This window comes from Rugamonas sp. FW305-51, assembly GCF_058786935.1.
This window is the reverse complement of record NZ_JBYSZG010000043.1, coordinates 36,348-52,222: the sequence shown is the minus strand read 5'-3', so window position 1 is coordinate 52,222 and position 15,875 is coordinate 36,348. Positions and strand designations below refer to the sequence as shown.

Here is a 15,875-nt window from a genome sequence, read left to right as displayed (position 1 = left end):
GCTTTGCCGCACCGGCCAAATGAGGAGCCCCGCGATGACCCACCTACCCCGCCTGGCCGCCCTGGCGGCCGCCCTGCTGCTGAGCGCGTGCGCCGGCAGCGGCAGCCGCAACACCACCGCCCTGTACGATTTCGGCCCCTTGCTACAGATGCAGATGCCGGCGCCGCCCGCCAGCGCCGGCGCCGCAGCGCCGCTGCCGGCCCTGATCGTGGCCGACGTCGACGGTCCGCCGGCGCTCGACTCGGAGCGCATGCAATACCGCCTGCTGTACGCGGACGCGCGCCAGGCCCGCCCCTACGCCTACAACCAGTGGACCAGCACCCCGCCCCAGCTGCTGACCCAGCGCATCAAGGCGCGGCTGGCGCAGGCCGGCGTCAAGGTGCTGACGTCGACCGACGTGGGCAGCGGCGCGCCCATGCTGCGCCTCGAACTCGATGACTTTGCCCAGAACTTCAGCAGCGCCACGCTCAGCAGCGGCGACCTCGCCGTGCGCGCCTCGCTGTTCCGCAACCACCGGCTGGTGGACCAGCGCACCTTCCGCCGCAGCAGCCCTGCGCCCAGCGCCGACGCGGCCGGCGGCGCCCGCGCCCTGGCCGACGCCAGCGATGCCCTGGCCGCCGACCTGCTGGCCTGGCTGGCCACGCTGCCGCCGCAATGACGGACCCGGACACCCCGCCGGCAGGCGATCCGGCGCAGCCGCCCGCGCCAGCGCCCTTGCATGAGCCTGCGCGTGAGCATGCCCCCGCGCACGCGCACGGCCGCGGCTCGCCGCTGGCGCGCGCCGCGCTGCTGGCCTACGTGCTGCTGATCGTGTACGCCAGCTGGTATCCGTTCTCGGGCTGGCAGAACCATGGACTGTCGCCGCTGATCTTCCTGGAACAGGTCGAGCTGCCGCGCTACTGGACCAAGTTCGACGCCGTCACCAACGTGGTGGGCTATGTCCCGCTGGGCACGCTGATCGTGTACGCGCTCTACCCGCGCGTGACGCGGCTGGCCGCCTGGCTGCTGGCCAGCGCCGGCGGCGTGCTGCTGTCGGGCCTGATGGAAGCCGTGCAGACCTACCTGCCCAGCCGGGTGTCGTCCAACCTGGACTTCTACACCAACGCGGCCGGCTGCTGCCTGGGCGCCCTGATCGGCGTGCTGACGGTGCGCCGCCTGCTCGACCAGAGCCAGTTGTACCAGCTGCGCCGGCGCTGGTTCGCGCCCCAGGCCAGCCAGGGCCTGGTGCTGCTGGCCCTGTGGCCGCTGGCGCAGATCTACCCGCAAAGCTTTTTGTTCGGCCACGGCCAGCTGCTGCCCATCCTGTCCGAATGGCTGTCCGAGCTGCTGGACGCGGAGATCGACCTGGGCGCCTGGGTGCGTCCGGTGGCCACGCTGACGGTGGAACAGTACTGGCTGTCGGAAACCATCATCACGGCCTGCGGCATGGTGGGTGCGGCCCTCACGCTGCTGTGCCTGCTGCGCCGGCCGGCGCCGCGCGCCGCGCTGGTGGTGGCCCTGGTGGGCGCGGCCATCGTCGTCAAGGCGCTGGCCACGGCCCTGCTGTTTTCGCCCGAGAACGCCTTCGTCTGGGTCACGCCCGGCGCCGAAGGGGGCTTTTTGATCGGCGCCATCATGCTGGCCGGCCTGGCCTTTGCGCCGCACGCGGCCCAGCGCCGGCTGGCGGCCCTGACCTTGCTGCTGAGCCTGCTCATCGTCAACACCACGCCGGCCAACCCGTATTTCGTGGCCACGCTGCAGACCTGGGTCCAGGGCAAGTTCCTCAACTTCAACGGCGCGGCCCAGTTCCTGTCGCTGCTGTGGCCTTTCTTCACCGTCTGGTACCTGTGGCTGCCCGCCCATGGCCAGCAGCGGACATAACGGGCCGGCGCATGGGGCCGGGATCGCGGGTATCATAGCGGCTGTCAACCAACTCGAGACTGCCATGAGCGACACCCTCTATTACAAGCACCACGTTTTCTTTTGCGTGAACCAGCGCGACGATGGCCGCCCCTGCTGCAGCGACCACAACGCCGTGGCGGCCCAAAAGCACGCTAAGAAACGCTGCAAGGAACTGGACATCAACGGCCAGGGCCAGGTCCGCATCAACCAGGCCGGCTGCCTGGACCGCTGCGACGAAGGCCCCGTGCTGGTGGTCTATCCCGAAGGCACCTGGTACACCTACGTCGACACCAGCGACATCGATGAAATCGTCGACAGCCACCTGGTGGGCGGCAAAGTGGTGGAACGCCTGAAAATCTGAACTCCCTGATCCGTATGAACAAGAACTCTGAACAATTCACACTGCAAGGCGGCGCTGGCCAGATGGAAGGCTTGCTCGACTTTCCCAAGCAAGCCCCGCGCGGCATCGCCCTGGTGGCCCATCCGCACCCGCTGTACGGCGGCACCATGGACAACAAGGTGGCCCAGACCCTGGCCCGCACCTTCGTCGGTCTCGGTTACGTGGCGGCCCGCATCAACTTCCGCGGCGTGGGCGCCTCGGAAGGCGAACACGACCATGGCCTGGGCGAGACGGACGACATGGCCGCGCTGCTGGCCTACATGCAGCAGCGCTATCCCGGCCTGCCGGTGGCCCTGTCCGGCTTTTCCTTCGGCACCTTCGTGCAGGCCCGGCTGGCGCAGCGGCTGGCGGCGGCCGGCACCCCGGCCGAGCGCCTGGTGCTGATCGGCACGGCGGCCGGCAAATGGCAGGTGGAACAGGTGCCGGCCGACAGCATCGTCATCCACGGCGAGCTGGACGAAACCATTCCCCTGAAGGACGTGTTCGACTGGGCCCGGCCCCAGGACCTGCCCGTGATCGTCATTCCCGGCGCCGACCATTTCTTCCACCGCAAGCTGCAGCACATCAAGGGCTGGGTCAGCCAGCTGTGGCGCACACAGCAGGAACAGGACCGCGCAACGGCGGCCTGAAGCCCTATAATGGGCACTGTTTTTTCCGGGCGGCCACGCCGCCCGCCCCCAACTTTAAACACCGAATACGCATCCATGAAAAAACTTATCGCGGCACTGGCTACCAGTGTGTTGATGATGTCGGCCGCCGTCGCGCAGACGCTGCCGCCACCCACCATCGCAGCCAAGTCCTGGCTGCTGCTGGACGCCACCAGCGGCCAGATCATCGCCTCGCAAGACCCCAACGCCCGCATCGAGCCGGCCTCGCTGACCAAGATCATGACGGCCTACCTGACCTTCGCCGCCATCAAGGACAAGAAGCTGGACCTGAACCAGATGATCAACGTCTCCACCCACGCGTGGAAGGTCGATTCGAGCAGCTCGAAAATGTTCATCGACCCGGCCACCCCGGTCAAGGTCAACGACCTGCTGTATGGCTTGATGGTGCAGTCCGGCAACGACGCGGCCGTGGCCCTGGCCGAAGCCGTGGCCGGCGACGAGTCCGCCTTCGTGGTGCTGATGAACCGCGAAGCGCAGCGCATGGGCCTGACCTCGACCCACTTCGCCAATCCCCATGGCCTGCCCAGCCCGGACAACTACTCGACGGCGCAGGACTTGTCGGTGCTGGCCAAGCGCGTGATCCTGGACTACCCCGAGTTCTACAAGATCGATTCCGTCAAGAGCTTTACCTACAACAAGATCACCCAGCCCAACCGCAACCGCCTGCTGTGGCTGGACCCGACCGTGGACGGCATGAAGACGGGCCACACGGAAGCGGCCGGCTTCTGCATGATCGCCTCGGCCCACCGCCCCAACGGCGCGGCCGAACGGCGCCTGATCTCGGTAGTGCTGGGCACCAGCTCCGACAGCGCCCGCACCCAGGAAAGCCAGAAGCTGCTCAACTGGGGCTTCCAGAACTTCGACACGGTCAAGCTGTACTCCAAGGGCCAGGCCATCGCCACCCCGGAAATCTGGAAAGGTTCCAAGGGCAGCGTCAAGATCGGCTTCCAGAACGATGTGCTGGTGACCGTGCCCAAGGGCGTGGCCGGCAAGATGAAGCCGCTGCTCGAGCGCAAGGACCCGCTGGTGGCCCCGCTGGCTGAAAACAGCCGCGTCGGCTCGCTCAAGATGATGGTCGACGGCAAGCCCCTGCTGGAACTGCCCGTGGTGGCGCTGGAGCCAGTGGAGCAGGCCTCCATCTTCGGCCGCGCCTGGGATTCCATGCGCCTGTGGCTGAAATAAGCGGCACCGCGCAAGGCACGCAGCTCAAACAAAAGTCCGCTTCGGCGGACTTTTGTCATATGGGGCCGTTGCAACGGTCGAGGTCGCCTGGGGGCGAAATGTGCCACCGGGCGCATGTAGTCGTGTAACAATACTACTTGCAAAATGGAATCAACCTCCACCCATCCCAACGCCTGAGAGTCCGCCCATGACCTACCACCCGCCCGCTGGCCTGCACTGCCCTTCCATTCTCACCAGCAACGGCGGCCCCACGCTGTCGCGCATCGTGGCCGGCATGTGGCGCATGGATGCCTGGCAACTGACACCGCAGCAGCGCCTGACCCTGGTCAAGCAGTGCATGGCGCTGGGCGTGAGCAGCTTCGACCATGCCGACATCTACGGCAATTACGGCGTCGAAGCCCTGTTCGGGGAAGCGCTGGCCCTGCAGCCGTCGCTGCGGGCGCGCATGCAGCTGGTGAGCAAGTGCGGCATCAAGCTGGTGGCGCCGGCCCGGCCCGGGCACACCATCCAGCACTACGACACCAGCGCAGCCCACATCACGGCCTCGGTCGAGCAATCGTTGCGGGCGCTGGGCACGGACTACCTGGACCTGCTGCTGATCCACCGGCCCGACCCGCTGATGGATTTCGACGAGATCGCCGGCACCTTCAGCCGGCTGCGGCTGGCGGGCAAGGTGCGCCACTTCGGCGTATCCAACTTCAGCCGCCACCAGTTCGAATGCCTGAACCGGCGCGTGCCGCTGGCCACCAACCAGGTCGAATGTTCGCCGCTGCACGTGGCGCCCCTGTTCGACGAAACGTTTGACGGCATGCAGGACCTGGGCGTGCGGCCCATGGTGTGGTCGCCGCTGGCCGGCGGCCGCCTGTTCAGCGGCGGCGATGGGGCCGGCGAGCGCGTGCGCATCGTAGTGCAGCGCATCGCCGACGAGTTGCAGCAACCGTTCGCCAGCGTGGTGTTCGCGTGGCTCATGCAGCTGCCGTCGCGGCCGTTGCCGCTGACGGGCAGCGGCCGCATCGAAGCCATTGCCGACGCCGTGCGGGCCACCAGTTTCCAGCTCAGCCGCAGCCAGTGGTTCGAGATCCTGCGCGCCGCGCGCGGGCACGAAGTGGCCTGACGCCTAAGGGCGCCGGGGACATTGGGGGGGCAGTTTGAGGTACCCCCGGTTTTGCATTCAGTCGTGGTAGACGGCCGGCGGCGCGATGCCGCGCCAGCCCAGCCGCCAACCCAGGTTCAGGGCCAGCGTGGCGCTGATGTAGACGGCGAAGAACAGCACGAAGAAGGTCGTCTGCAGCCAGGCCAGCAGGCCCAAGTTGGCCAGCAGCAGCAACAGGGCGGCGACGCTCATTTTCTGCTTGGTGCTGGGGAAGCGCACGGTCGATACCATCAAGCCACCCACGCCGAACAGCAGCAGCGCCAGCCACACGGCCTGCAACGGGCCGGCCGGCGGATCGGGCCAGGCCACCACCACCGACGCCACGCACGCCGCGCCGGCCGTGATCGGGATGCCGACGAAATAGCGGGGGTCGGTGCGCCCCACGTTGACGTTGAAGCGGGCCAGCCGCAGGGCGCCGCAGGCGACGAAGAAGAAGCTGGCCATGCCGCCCAGGCGCAGCAAGGTGGGCTGGTGCGCACCGAGCTGCACGAAACCGTAGCAGTACAACAGGATGGCCGGCGCGCAGCCGAAGTTCATCACGTCGGCGATGGAATCGAGCTGCATGCCGAAATCGGAACTGGTGCCGGTGGCGCGCGCCACCATGCCGTCGAGCGCGTCGAACACGCCGGCCAGCACCAGCAGCACGGCGGCCAGGCGGTAGTCGTGAGCGTTGCCGATGAAGGCGTTGTCGACGGAAATGACGATGCTGCCGAAGCCGCAGGCGATCGACAGCAGCGTGACGAAACTGGGCAAGGCGAACTTTGCGCGCTGCAGGCGCGGGCGTTGAGAGAATGAAGTCAAATCAGGCGCATTCCGGTAAAAGAAAAAGTGGCTGGCCGCCCCGATGGCGGCGGGCTATTTTAACCTGCCCGGCCACCGCCCGGCATGCAGGCCGCGCACGCCATTGCGCATATCGGGTGCGGTGCGGCCCGAGTTGCCTTAGAATCGACCCATCAACAGGCTGATCCCCGGTAGCGGCCACGATAACGATACAGGAGCCTTCCATGCAAAGCCGTCCACGTTGGCATCTCACTCTCGCGGCACTCAGCCTGGCCGTGGCACTGGCGGCCTGCGGCGGGGGGGGCGGCGGCAGCAGTGCCAGCGTCAGCCCGCCGGCCACCAGCTCCCTGCCCGCGGAACCGGGCGCGCCCGCGTTCACCGGCAACGCCGCGCTCGACGGCTTCAACTGGATCAATTTCCGCCGCGCCCAGCTGGGGGTGTCGGTGCTGACCCGTAACAGCATGCTGGAACAGGCGGCCCAGGGCCATGCCGACTACCAGCGCATCAACAATACCGTCACCCACGTGCAGACGCCGGGCCTGCCCGGCTTTACCGGCGCCACCCTGGCCGACCGGCTGGCCAACGCCGGCTATGTGCTGGTCAAGCCGTATGCCTACGGCGAGATCATTTCCGCCACGGCCAGCACGTCCGGCGTGGCCCTGGCCGAGGAACTGGTGACGGCCATCTACCACCGCTTCGTGATGTTCGAACCGGTGTTCAAGGAAATGGGCACGGGCGCCGCCTTCGGCAGCGGCAACTACTCCTACTTCACTTGCGACATGGCAGCCAACAACGGCTATGGCAGCGGGCTCGGTGGCGGGCGGGCGGCCGGCTATCCCGTCAACGGCCAGACCCAGGTGCCCACCAACTTCCTGAGCGATAACGAGACGCCGGACCCGGTCCCCAACCAGAACGAAGTGGGCTACCCGATCAGCATGCATGCCGACATCATCTCGCACATGACGGTGCAATCGTTCACCGTGCGCCCGCGCGGCGGCGCGCCGCTGACGGTGCGCCTGCTGAGCAACGCGACCGATCCCGAAACGCCCGTCTCGGCCGCGGCCATCGTACCGCTGTCGGTGCTGCAGCACACCACCACCTACGACGTCGCGTTCAGCGGCGCCGTGGACGGCGTGCCGCTGTCGCGCAACTGGTCGTTCACGACGCGCTGACGGCCAACGCGCGCCGGCGCTGCCATCTTGAACCTTACACCTCGCACTGGCGCAGCCATGCCCCTCTCCACCGCTGCCGGATTATCGCCCACCACCGGCAATCCCGCCGTCCTGTCCGTGACCGATGGACTGGAGCGGGTGATGGGCGACCGCGCGCTGTATCAGCAGCTGCTGCAGCGTTTCCGCGACGATTACCGCCCGCTGGGGCGCCAGTTGCGGCTGGCCCTGGCCGACAACAGGTTGTCCACCCTGCAGTGCCGGGTCCACACGGTCAAGGGCGCGGCCGGCATGATAGGCGCGCCCACCGTCTGCCAGCTGGCCACGGCGCTGGAACCGGCCTGCCATCTGCCGGCGGCGGCGTGCGCGGAAACGGTGATGCTGCTGGAGGATGCCCTGCGCGCCCTGCTGGCCGCCATCGATGGCGTGCTGGGCGACCAGCCGGCACTGGCGCCGGTGCTGGAGCCGGCGGCGCCGGCCGACAACGAGCTGCTGGCGCGGCTGGCCGGCCTGCTCGATGTGGGAGATGGCGCGGCCATCGACTTGCTGGAACAGTCAGCCTCGCCGCTGGCGGCCAGGCTGGGGGTGGCGCGCTACCAGCAGGTGGCGGCCGCGGCCCACCAGTTCGACTTCGAAGCGGCGCTGGCGGCGCTGGCGGCGCTGCCGTAGCGGGCTGCCGTAGCGGCGCTGCCGAAGCGGACTGCCGTAGCTGGCTGCCGGACGGCGGCCGCACGGCTCAGCGCGTATATTCCTTTTCCTCGTCGAAGGCGTCGGCGCATTCCTTGCCGCAGAAGCGGCGCACGCTGTCGAGCGGCTTGTCGCAATACCAGCAGGCGCCCTTGGGCGGCAACAGCTGGCGCGCCCGGGCGGCCGGTGTCAGGGTGGGTGGCGGACGGTCGGCCCCGTCATCCGGCACGCTGTCTTGTTTCGGTTCCAAGGCTCCCTCCTTTCCAGGCAATACGCAGGTCTATCAGCAGATTACGTCAGCGGAAGTTGGCGGGCATGATACTGCTCAAATGGTGCCGCGCTGTGGCCTATCATAACAGTTTCGACGCCACCGCCAAGTCCGCCGGATCGGCAAAAATCGGACGAATTGCACAGTGCGCTACCTCTGCACAAAGGGGGCCGCGGCGAAAGATTCCAGCGCGAAAAAATTTTTTAATGGAAATGGCGGCCACGATAGCCCCGGCGTCATTTGCGCCCGGCCAGCACCACCTGGTTGCGGCCCGATTCCTTGGCCCGGTACATGGCCTTGTCGGCCATGCGCAGGAACAGTTCCGGGGTCTGCAGCTCGTCCGGCACCTGGACCGCCACCCCCACGCTGATGCTGACCCAGCCGAACGGCGACTGCACGTGCGGCAGGTGCAGCGCCTCCAGCGCCAACCGCACCGACTCGGCCAGCGCCAGCGCCGCCTCGGCATCGGTCTCGGCCGCCAGTACGACGAATTCCTCGCCGCCGTAGCGGGCCGCCAGGTCGCTGGCGCGGCGCGCGTGCGCCTGCAACAGCGTGGCCACCATGCGCAGGCAGCTGTCGCCCTCCTGATGGCCGTAGTGGTCGTTGTAGCTCTTGAAGTAGTCGACGTCGATCATCAGCAGCGCCAGCGGATGGCCGCAGCGGGCGGCCCGGTTCAGTTCCGTGGCCAGCATGTCGTCGAAGCGGCGCCGGTTGGCGATGCCCGTCAGCGGGTCCGTCATGGTCAGGGCCGACAGCTTGAGGTTGGCCTGCTCCAGGTCGCGCGTGCGCTCGGCCACCCGGCTCTCGAGCTGCTCGCGCGTCTCGTTGATGTTGGCCGCCATCTCGTTGAATTTTTGCGACAGCAGGGCCAGTTCGTCGCGGCCTTCGTACACCACGCGCTGGGCGTAATCGCCGGTGCGGGTGGCGCGCATGGCGGCGGCCAGCCGTTCCAGCGGCATCGAGATGCTGCGCGCCACGGCATAGGCCAGCACCAGGGCGCCAAAGAAGCAGAACAGGCCGATCAGCACGATCTCCTTGCGCACGGCCTGGGCCTCGGCCAGCAGCAGCTGGTTGGGCAGGGTGCTGACCACGAACCAGCTGGTGCCGGGCACCTGGGTGTAGGCGGCGAAATAGCCGGCCGGCGGCAAGCCTTCGGCCACCGTCTGGTGGTAGGCCAGGAAGCCGGTCTGCGCGCCGCTGCGCACGCTGGCGCCCAGCTGTTCGAGCAGGGCCGGCGCGGCCGTCACCCCGGTGGCGCGCTCGCGGCGCTGCGCCAACAGCGTGCCGTCGTGCGCGTCGACGATGAAGATCTCGCTGCCGGCGCCCAGGTTGGCATTGTCGAAGATGCTGGAAAAGCGGGCGGCCCGGATCCCGAGGAACAGGCCGCCGGCCAGCCGGTTATCGTTCTTGGAATAGATCTGGCGCACCATGGCGATGCTCTTCTGGCCGTCCCACAGTTCCAGCGTGCCCCACACCACGCGGCGCTGGCCGGCGCGCGCGGCGGCGCTGAATTCCACCACGCCGCGCCCCAGCTGGGCGAACACTTGCGGGTCGAGTACGCGGTTGTCACGGTCGAGGAAATACTTCTGGCCGAAATCCTGGAACGAGCCATAGCTGTCGAGCAGGATCTTGGTCAGGTCGGCGCGGGCCCGGCCCTTGTCCTCCGGGCTGCCGTCGGCGTAGCGGGCCAGCGCCGACTGCACCGGGTCCGACAGCGCCAACGCCTCGCTGCCCGACTCGATTTCGGCCATGCGCAGCTGGACGTTCTTGGCGATCTGCTTGACCACCTCGGTGGTAAACAAGCGGGTCTTTTGTTCGATGGCCTTGCTCGACTCGACATAGGAGATGTAACCGGACACCAGCAGCGGCGACAGCGAAATGAAGATGAAGGAAGCGAACAGCCGGTGGCGGATGGCGATCCGGCGCAGCAGCGCGGGCAGATATTGGGCAAGCAGGCGGCTCATGCGGCGTTCCCGACGGCGGCGTCAGCGCACGGCGCTGCGCGCCTCGTCGCGCAGCGAACGGTCCAGCAGGCGGGCCGCCGCGCGCGGCGCCGTCTTGCCGGCCAGGACGTCCTGCAGCAGCGGATGGAGCAGCTCGATGGTGGAGGCGGGCAGGAACACATAATAGGGCGGCACCACTTGCGGATAGGCGCTGACCTGACGGATGTAGGCCGTGATCTGGGGATCGGTGACCATGGCGCCCGGCAGCTGCTTCATGGGCGGGATATTGCGGCGCGCGTTCTGCTGGATGGCGAAGCCCTTGCCGACCAAAAAGTCGAGCAGCTGCAGCGCCGCCTCGCGCTGGCGCGTATTGCAGACGGCAAAACCGGTCTCGCTGCCGACCACGGGCACAGCCAGCTTGCCCGCGGCGTTCCAGGGCGGGATGAAGACGCCCACCTCGTCGCGCTTGCCCACCATCAGCCGGCCGGCCGCCCATGTGCCCTCGAACGCCATGGCCGCGCGCCCGGCCGCGAACAGGCGGATGCCCTCGTCGTAACCGGTGTCCAGGTAGTCCGGCTGCACGTAGCCGCGCGCGGCCAGCAGCTTGATGCGGGCGAAGATGTCGGCCGCCTGCGCCGTATCAAGGTCCAGGGTGCCGGCCGCCAGCGCCTGGCGCCAGTCCGGGCGGCCGGCCGCCACCAGGTTGGCGAAGCCGTGGCTGAAGGGGCCGTTGCCCAGCATGTTGGGAAAGCCGCCGTCCAGCACCAGCGGCGTGTAGCCGGCCTTTTTCAGCTGGGCGCACACGGCCAGGAATTCGTCGAAATTCTGCGGCAGGGCCTTGATGCCGGCCTGGCGGAACATGGTCTTGTTGTAGTAGATGAGGGTGGCGGCCACGCCGCCGGCCACGCCGAAATGCTTGCCGCTGGCACTGGTCCAGTCGGGCTTGAGCAAGTCCAGCATATTGTTCCAGGCCGCCGTGCGGCCCACCTCGGCCAGGATGCCCTGCTCGGCCAGGCTGGCCGCGTAGGCATTCGGGTTGACGGAGACCAGGTCGGGCAACTGGTTGGCCGCCACCTTGGGCTTGAGGTTTTCCTCGACCGAATTGCCGATCATGAACTGCACGTCGACCCGGATGTCGGGATGTTCGCGGCTGAAGGCGGCCGCCACGTCGTGCATTTCCTTGGGCCAGTCGGGGGCCCACACCAGGGCCGTGATGGTGGTGGCCGGCGCACGCTCGGCCGGTGGCGCGGCCGGCGCCACCCGTTTGTCGTCGCCGCAGCCGGCCAGGGCCAGCAGCAGCGGAGCGAGCACGAGCAGCGGGGCGAGCAGCCCCGTCCAGCGCGATGGTGTCGATCGTTCCCTCATCCCGGCAACCCCAGTCCTGCAAACTGCCGGCAACGGCCAACCCGTCCGGCGCGGCAATGTCATTTCGATCAGGTTATATTAATTTCCACCCAGACACACCCCATGCTGTTGAGGTTACTACAAAGCCGGAAGTGTGCGAGTTGCCATGCTATCAAAAAATGCCAAGAAACAACGTATTGCAAAATTGAAATTTCAAGAAGACACAAGTTGCCGGGCGGCGGACGCTGGGTGACGGGGTTTATGCGGGCGCAAACCGGGCAATCGTCGCACTTGCTACCTTACGAGACATGCCCAAGTACGCAGTTCCACAAGTGGAGTTGCCACCGTTGAACTGCAGCGGAAGCAACCTCATTCCACTACCTGCGCGTGCCCCTTCGCTAAAATTGCCGAGGTTTCATGAACATCTGGTATCGCATCTGGGTCTATTTGCTGCCCGTTCCCATGTGGCTCGCTGAATATTTCATGCGAACGATCATGCACAACCCCGAGGTCAACGACTTTTTCCCGTCCAGCCTGGCGGCGACATCACTTGGCCTGGTCATACCGGTACTCGCGCCCAAGGCGGTTCCCCAGAAATCCGGACTCACCATTCCGGCAGACATGCTGCTCGTAAATAGAAAGGATGAAACGGTACGGCAAATAGGCATGATGACCCTGTTTGCCGGCACGCTGCTTTGGCCTGCCACCGTGTTCTTGAGCATAGGAGGCAAGTGGCCCCAAGGTTGGATAGGAGGGCAAATCGATCAGAAGTTTTGGATCGGCGTTATACTGTATCTCATAGCTTTCGGGCTGAACGAGCGTAAGGAGCGAGTGTGATGGATCTGCAAACGCTAATGATTGTGGCTGCGCTTGCGCCGCTGATGGTTCTCATGCGCATACTGATCAGGCGCATTTTCAAGGCATCAGATGCCATCGACATCTATACTCTTTCAGATGCAAAAGGTCATAAGATTGAAGTTGTGCTGAAAAAGCAGGCGTCCGCTGAAGAGCGTGCATACATCATCAACGAAAAAGTACGTGAGCTGACCCGACAGCAAACTGCTTAGGCACCATAGCCCGGCGGCATGATGCCGCTCGCAACACTATTTGCCAATACAGAAGCGGCTGAAGATCACGCCCAGCAAATCGTCCGACGAAAACGCGCCCGTGATGCTCGACAGCTGCGTCTGGGCCAGCCGCAATTCCTCCGCAAACAGGTCCAGCGACTGGTCGTTCTGGGCCGCGTGTTCGCCGGCGCGTGCCAGGTGGGCGCCAGCATTCTTCAAAGCGATCAAATGCCGCTCGCGCGCCAGGTAAAGCGACTCGCCCGTCTGCTGCCAGCCGGCGATGCGCAGCAACTCGGCCCGCAGCAGCTCGATGCCCAAATGTTCGTGGGCCGACAGGTAGACGTGGGTGGCGTCGTCGCGCGCATCGATGCCCGGCTTGTGGCCCGACAGGTCGATCTTGTTCCACACCCGCAGCACCGGCACCCCGGCCGGGAAGGCGGCCACGATGGCCTCGTCCGCGCGCGAGGGGCCGTGGTCCGCGTCCAGCAAATGCAGGATCACGTCGGCCTTGCCCACTTCCGCCCAGGTACGCTCGATGCCGATGCGCTCCACCAGGTCCACCGCCTCGTCCGTGCTGCGGATGCCGGCCGTGTCGATGATGTTGAGGGGGATGCCTTCGATCTGGATGGTTTCGCTCACCTTGTCGCGAGTGGTGCCGGCGATCGGCGTGACGATGGCCACGTCCGAACCGGCCAGCGCATTGAGCAGCGACGACTTGCCCACGTTGGGCTGGCCCACCAGCACCACGTTCAGTCCTTCGCGCAGCAGCGCCCCTTGCGCCGCCTGGCGGAACACCAGGTCCAGCGCATCGACGATGCCGGCCAGCTGGCCGCGCGCGTCCGACTTTTCCAGGAAATCGATTTCTTCCTCGGGAAAATCGAGGGTAGCCTCTACCAGCATGCGCAAGCCCGTCACCCGGTCCACCAGCGCGTTGACGGTCTTGGAGAAAGTGCCCGACAGCGACTGCGAAGCCGACTTGGCGGCGGCCTCGGTGGACGCGTCGATCAGGTCGGCCACGGCTTCGGCCTGGGCCAGGTCCAGCTTGTCATTGAGGTAGGCGCGGCGCGTGAATTCGCCGGGTTCGGCCAGCCGCAAGCCCAGCTCCGCGCCCGCCCCCAGCACGCGCGCCAGCAGCAGCTGCAGCACGATGGGGCCGCCGTGGCCCTGCAGTTCCAGCACGTCTTCCCCGGTGTAGGAATGGGGCCCCTTGAACCAGATGGCGATACCCTGGTCGATGATGGTGCCGTCGGCCTGCCTGAACGGAATGTAGGTCGCATGGCGCGGCTGCAGCGCCGTGGCGCCGAACAGGGCAGCGATCAGCGGCTGCAAGTTCTTGCCGGAAGCGCGCACGACGCCGATGCCACCGCGGCCCGGAGCGGTGGCGATGGCGGCGATGGGGGAAGAGTCGAGGTTCATGGCGGGAAATTGTAAGGCGTATGAGAGCGGCGCAAGCGCCAACAAAAAAATGGGGACGTACCCCATTTCTAATAATGGGGAAAAAGGGGGACGTTGAAAATGGGGACGTACCCCTTTTTCTTTACCCCTTCAAAAAATGGGGACGTACCCCATTTCTAAAAAAACGGGGACGTAACACGGTTTTGCTGTGTTACGTCCCCTGTTTTACTTCCTGCGGCCGCCGCCGGTTAATTGGCGGCGGCGGGCGCGAACTTCTTGGAGATCACGTACTGCTGACCGATCGACAGCACGTTGTTCACCACCCAGTACAGCACCAGGCCGGACGGGAAGAAGAAGAACATGACCGAGAACGCCAGCGGCATGAACAGCATCATCTTGGCCTGCATCGGATCGGCAGGCGCCGGATTGAGCTTGGTGGTGATGTACATCGAGATCGCGTACAGCACGGGCAGGATGTAGAACGGGTCCGGCGCGGCCAGGTTGTGGATCCAGCCGATCCACGGCGCGCCGCGGATTTCCACCGACGCCTGCAGCACCCAGTACAGGGCGATAAACACGGGCATCTGCACCAGGATAGGCAGGCAGCCGCCCAGCGGGTTGATCTTCTCGGCCTTGTACAGTTCCATGGTGGCCTGGTTCATCTTGGCCGGGTCGTTCTTGTAGCGCTCGCGGATGGCCTGCATCTTCGGCGTGACCAGCTTGACCTTGGCCATGCTGCGATAACCGGCCGCCGACAGCGGGAAGAACGCCAGCTTGATCAGGATGGTGAACACGATGATGGTCCAGCCCCAGTTACCGAGCACCTTGTGCAGCTGTTCCATGACCCAGAAAATAGGCTTGGCGATGATGGTCAGCCAGCCATAGTCCTTGACCAGTTCCAGGCCAGGTGCCACTTTATCGAGCAGCTTCGATTCCTGCGGACCGGAATAGAGCTTGGCGTCGTTCGACACGGTGGCGCCAGGCGCCAGCGTGCCCAGCGGCTGCACGGTGCCGATGGCGTACAGGTTGGTGTCGACCTTCTTGGTGAAGATGTCGCGCGTCAGCTTGTCCTGCGGGACGAAGGCCGAGACGAAGAAGTGCTGCGAGATGGCGACCCAGCCGTTGTCGGCCTTGGTCGGGTGATCCTGCACCATCGGCTTGCCGGTCTTGACCGCTTCCTGGGCTTCCTTCTCCAGCGACTCGAACTTCAGCTTCTTGTACTTGTCGGCGTCCGTGTACAGGGTGGGGCCGGTGTAGCTGCTGTTGAAGTAGGAATCGCCGGCCGGCTTGTTGCCGTCGTGGACCAGCTGCAGATACAGCTCGGGCTTGACGGGCGCCGCGCCGGTGTTGGTGACGTCGTGACGCACGTCGATCACGTAGTCGCCGCGCTTGAAGGTGAAGGTCTTGGTCAGCTTGACGCCGCCCTGCTCCGCTTCCAGCACCAGTTGCACCTGGTTGGCGTCGTTCAGCATGCGCGCGCCGGGGCGGGCCACGAAACCGGTGGTGTGGTTGGGCAGGCCGGCCGCGCCGATCAGGCCCGTTTCGGCCAGATAGGTGTGGGTGGCGTCGGCGTCGAACAGCACCTGGTTCTTGGTCGGATCGATGCCGTCCTTGAACTGCAGCAGTTCCAGGCGTTTGATGGTACCGCCCAGGGTGTCGATGTCGGCGCGGATCACGTCCGTCGTGACGGTGATGCGCTCACTCTTGAACGGCGCGGGTGCGCCCGGCTCGCCCGGCGTGGCGGCAGCGGCGGCCGAAGCGGCGGCGCTGGCCACGGCCGGCAGGTCGGATTTCTTCGCGTCCGTGGCCTTGGCCACCTGGGCCGGCGCGGGAGCGAACATGGATGGTTTGCCTGTCGAGACCATCCAGTTGTTCCAGAGAACTACCAGCGACACGGCAAACACGATCCACAGGATGGTACGTTTATTGATATCCATT

The 15,875-nt window shown here is 66.1% G+C and carries 16 protein-coding genes; 10 read left to right on the top strand and 6 right to left on the bottom strand.

The window, feature by feature from the left end; translation table 11 throughout:
• The first annotated feature begins 34 nt into the window (after positions 1-34).
• The 6 genes from AC3WOS_RS23015 (at position 35) to AC3WOS_RS22990 (ending at position 5,245) form a co-directional block, all read left to right on the top strand.
• Complete coding sequence (locus AC3WOS_RS23015; protein WP_492718891.1) at positions 35-658, top strand: ABC-type transport auxiliary lipoprotein family protein; 624 nt, start codon at positions 35-37, stop codon at positions 656-658.
• Positions 655-1,860 (top strand): VanZ family protein, encoded by a 1,206-nt coding sequence (locus AC3WOS_RS23010; RefSeq protein ID WP_492718889.1) that lies wholly within the window; start codon positions 655-657, stop codon positions 1,858-1,860. Before AC3WOS_RS23015 ends, AC3WOS_RS23010 begins: the two co-directional genes overlap by 4 nt.
• A gap of 64 nt (positions 1,861-1,924) precedes the next feature.
• Positions 1,925-2,242, top strand: coding sequence for a (2Fe-2S) ferredoxin domain-containing protein (locus AC3WOS_RS23005; RefSeq protein WP_492718888.1), 318 nt, complete (start codon positions 1,925-1,927; stop codon positions 2,240-2,242).
• Positions 2,243-2,256: 14 nt separating this feature from the next.
• Positions 2,257-2,910, top strand: a complete 654-nt coding sequence (locus AC3WOS_RS23000) for an alpha/beta hydrolase (RefSeq protein WP_492718886.1) — start codon at positions 2,257-2,259, stop codon at positions 2,908-2,910.
• A 75-nt stretch (positions 2,911-2,985) separates the two neighbouring features.
• Entirely contained in the window at positions 2,986-4,131 is a 1,146-nt protein-coding gene (locus AC3WOS_RS22995; RefSeq protein WP_492718885.1) for a D-alanyl-D-alanine carboxypeptidase family protein, read from the top strand.
• A gap of 187 nt (positions 4,132-4,318) precedes the next feature.
• On the top strand, positions 4,319-5,245 hold the full coding sequence (locus AC3WOS_RS22990) for an aldo/keto reductase (RefSeq protein ID WP_492718883.1): 927 nt from the start codon (positions 4,319-4,321) through the stop codon (positions 5,243-5,245).
• 57 nt (positions 5,246-5,302) lie between these two features.
• On the opposite strand, the gene pssA is transcribed toward AC3WOS_RS22990, so the two are convergent.
• Positions 5,303-6,058, bottom strand: a complete 756-nt coding sequence (pssA, locus tag AC3WOS_RS22985) for a CDP-diacylglycerol--serine O-phosphatidyltransferase (RefSeq protein WP_492718893.1) — start codon at positions 6,056-6,058, stop codon at positions 5,303-5,305.
• A 230-nt stretch (positions 6,059-6,288) separates the two neighbouring features.
• Between pssA and AC3WOS_RS22980 the strand changes: the two genes are divergently transcribed.
• The gene (locus AC3WOS_RS22980) at positions 6,289-7,236 is read left to right on the top strand and encodes a CAP domain-containing protein (RefSeq protein WP_492718881.1); all 948 of its coding nucleotides are present in this window, start codon (positions 6,289-6,291) and stop codon (positions 7,234-7,236) included.
• A 57-nt stretch (positions 7,237-7,293) separates the two neighbouring features.
• On the top strand, positions 7,294-7,902 hold the full coding sequence (locus tag AC3WOS_RS22975) for an Hpt domain-containing protein (RefSeq protein ID WP_492718880.1): 609 nt from the start codon (positions 7,294-7,296) through the stop codon (positions 7,900-7,902).
• A 67-nt stretch (positions 7,903-7,969) separates the two neighbouring features.
• On the opposite strand, the gene AC3WOS_RS22970 is transcribed toward AC3WOS_RS22975, so the two are convergent.
• From AC3WOS_RS22970 to AC3WOS_RS22960, 3 genes are all read right to left on the bottom strand, one after another.
• A complete protein-coding gene (locus AC3WOS_RS22970) occupies positions 7,970-8,170 on the bottom strand; it encodes a hypothetical protein (protein ID WP_492718878.1) in 201 nt (66 codons plus the stop codon).
• 254 nt (positions 8,171-8,424) lie between these two features.
• Complete coding sequence (locus tag AC3WOS_RS22965) at positions 8,425-10,152, bottom strand: sensor domain-containing diguanylate cyclase (RefSeq protein WP_492718876.1); 1,728 nt, start codon at positions 10,150-10,152, stop codon at positions 8,425-8,427.
• A 21-nt stretch (positions 10,153-10,173) separates the two neighbouring features.
• Positions 10,174-11,496 (bottom strand): ABC transporter substrate-binding protein, encoded by a 1,323-nt coding sequence (locus tag AC3WOS_RS22960; RefSeq protein ID WP_492718875.1) that lies wholly within the window; start codon positions 11,494-11,496, stop codon positions 10,174-10,176.
• A gap of 396 nt (positions 11,497-11,892) precedes the next feature.
• Between AC3WOS_RS22960 and AC3WOS_RS22955 the strand changes: the two genes are divergently transcribed.
• Both AC3WOS_RS22955 and AC3WOS_RS22950 read left to right on the top strand, forming a co-directional pair.
• Positions 11,893-12,312, top strand: coding sequence for a hypothetical protein (locus tag AC3WOS_RS22955; RefSeq protein WP_492718873.1), 420 nt, complete (start codon positions 11,893-11,895; stop codon positions 12,310-12,312).
• Entirely contained in the window at positions 12,312-12,542 is a 231-nt protein-coding gene (locus AC3WOS_RS22950) for a hypothetical protein (protein WP_492718871.1), read from the top strand. Before AC3WOS_RS22955 ends, AC3WOS_RS22950 begins: the two co-directional genes overlap by 1 nt.
• A 36-nt stretch (positions 12,543-12,578) precedes the next feature.
• Here the strand turns inward: AC3WOS_RS22950 and mnmE are convergent, their stop codons facing one another.
• Complete coding sequence (mnmE, locus tag AC3WOS_RS22945) at positions 12,579-13,958, bottom strand: tRNA uridine-5-carboxymethylaminomethyl(34) synthesis GTPase MnmE (protein ID WP_492718869.1); 1,380 nt, start codon at positions 13,956-13,958, stop codon at positions 12,579-12,581.
• A 227-nt stretch (positions 13,959-14,185) separates the two neighbouring features.
• Complete coding sequence (gene yidC / locus AC3WOS_RS22940; protein WP_492718867.1) at positions 14,186-15,874, bottom strand: membrane protein insertase YidC; 1,689 nt, start codon at positions 15,872-15,874, stop codon at positions 14,186-14,188.
• Position 15,875: the final 1 nt, after the last annotated feature.

Coding starts and splice junctions, on each gene's coding strand:
- AC3WOS_RS23005 (WP_492718888.1), top strand. CDS start 1,925: ATGAGCGACACCCTCTATTACAAGCACCACGTTTTCTTTTGCGTGAAC.
- AC3WOS_RS22995 (WP_492718885.1), top strand. CDS start 2,986: ATGAAAAAACTTATCGCGGCACTGGCTACCAGTGTGTTGATGATGTCG.
- AC3WOS_RS22965 (WP_492718876.1), bottom strand. CDS start 10,152: ATGAGCCGCCTGCTTGCCCAATATCTGCCCGCGCTGCTGCGCCGGATC.
- AC3WOS_RS22950 (WP_492718871.1), top strand. CDS start 12,312: ATGGATCTGCAAACGCTAATGATTGTGGCTGCGCTTGCGCCGCTGATG.
- AC3WOS_RS23010 (WP_492718889.1), top strand. CDS start 655: ATGACGGACCCGGACACCCCGCCGGCAGGCGATCCGGCGCAGCCGCCC.
- AC3WOS_RS22990 (WP_492718883.1), top strand. CDS start 4,319: ATGACCTACCACCCGCCCGCTGGCCTGCACTGCCCTTCCATTCTCACC.
- yidC (WP_492718867.1), bottom strand. CDS start 15,874: ATGGATATCAATAAACGTACCATCCTGTGGATCGTGTTTGCCGTGTCG.
- AC3WOS_RS23015 (WP_492718891.1), top strand. CDS start 35: ATGACCCACCTACCCCGCCTGGCCGCCCTGGCGGCCGCCCTGCTGCTG.
- AC3WOS_RS22980 (WP_492718881.1), top strand. CDS start 6,289: ATGCAAAGCCGTCCACGTTGGCATCTCACTCTCGCGGCACTCAGCCTG.
- AC3WOS_RS23000 (WP_492718886.1), top strand. CDS start 2,257: ATGAACAAGAACTCTGAACAATTCACACTGCAAGGCGGCGCTGGCCAG.
- AC3WOS_RS22975 (WP_492718880.1), top strand. CDS start 7,294: ATGCCCCTCTCCACCGCTGCCGGATTATCGCCCACCACCGGCAATCCC.
- AC3WOS_RS22960 (WP_492718875.1), bottom strand. CDS start 11,496: ATGAGGGAACGATCGACACCATCGCGCTGGACGGGGCTGCTCGCCCCG.
- AC3WOS_RS22955 (WP_492718873.1), top strand. CDS start 11,893: ATGAACATCTGGTATCGCATCTGGGTCTATTTGCTGCCCGTTCCCATG.
- mnmE (WP_492718869.1), bottom strand. CDS start 13,958: ATGAACCTCGACTCTTCCCCCATCGCCGCCATCGCCACCGCTCCGGGC.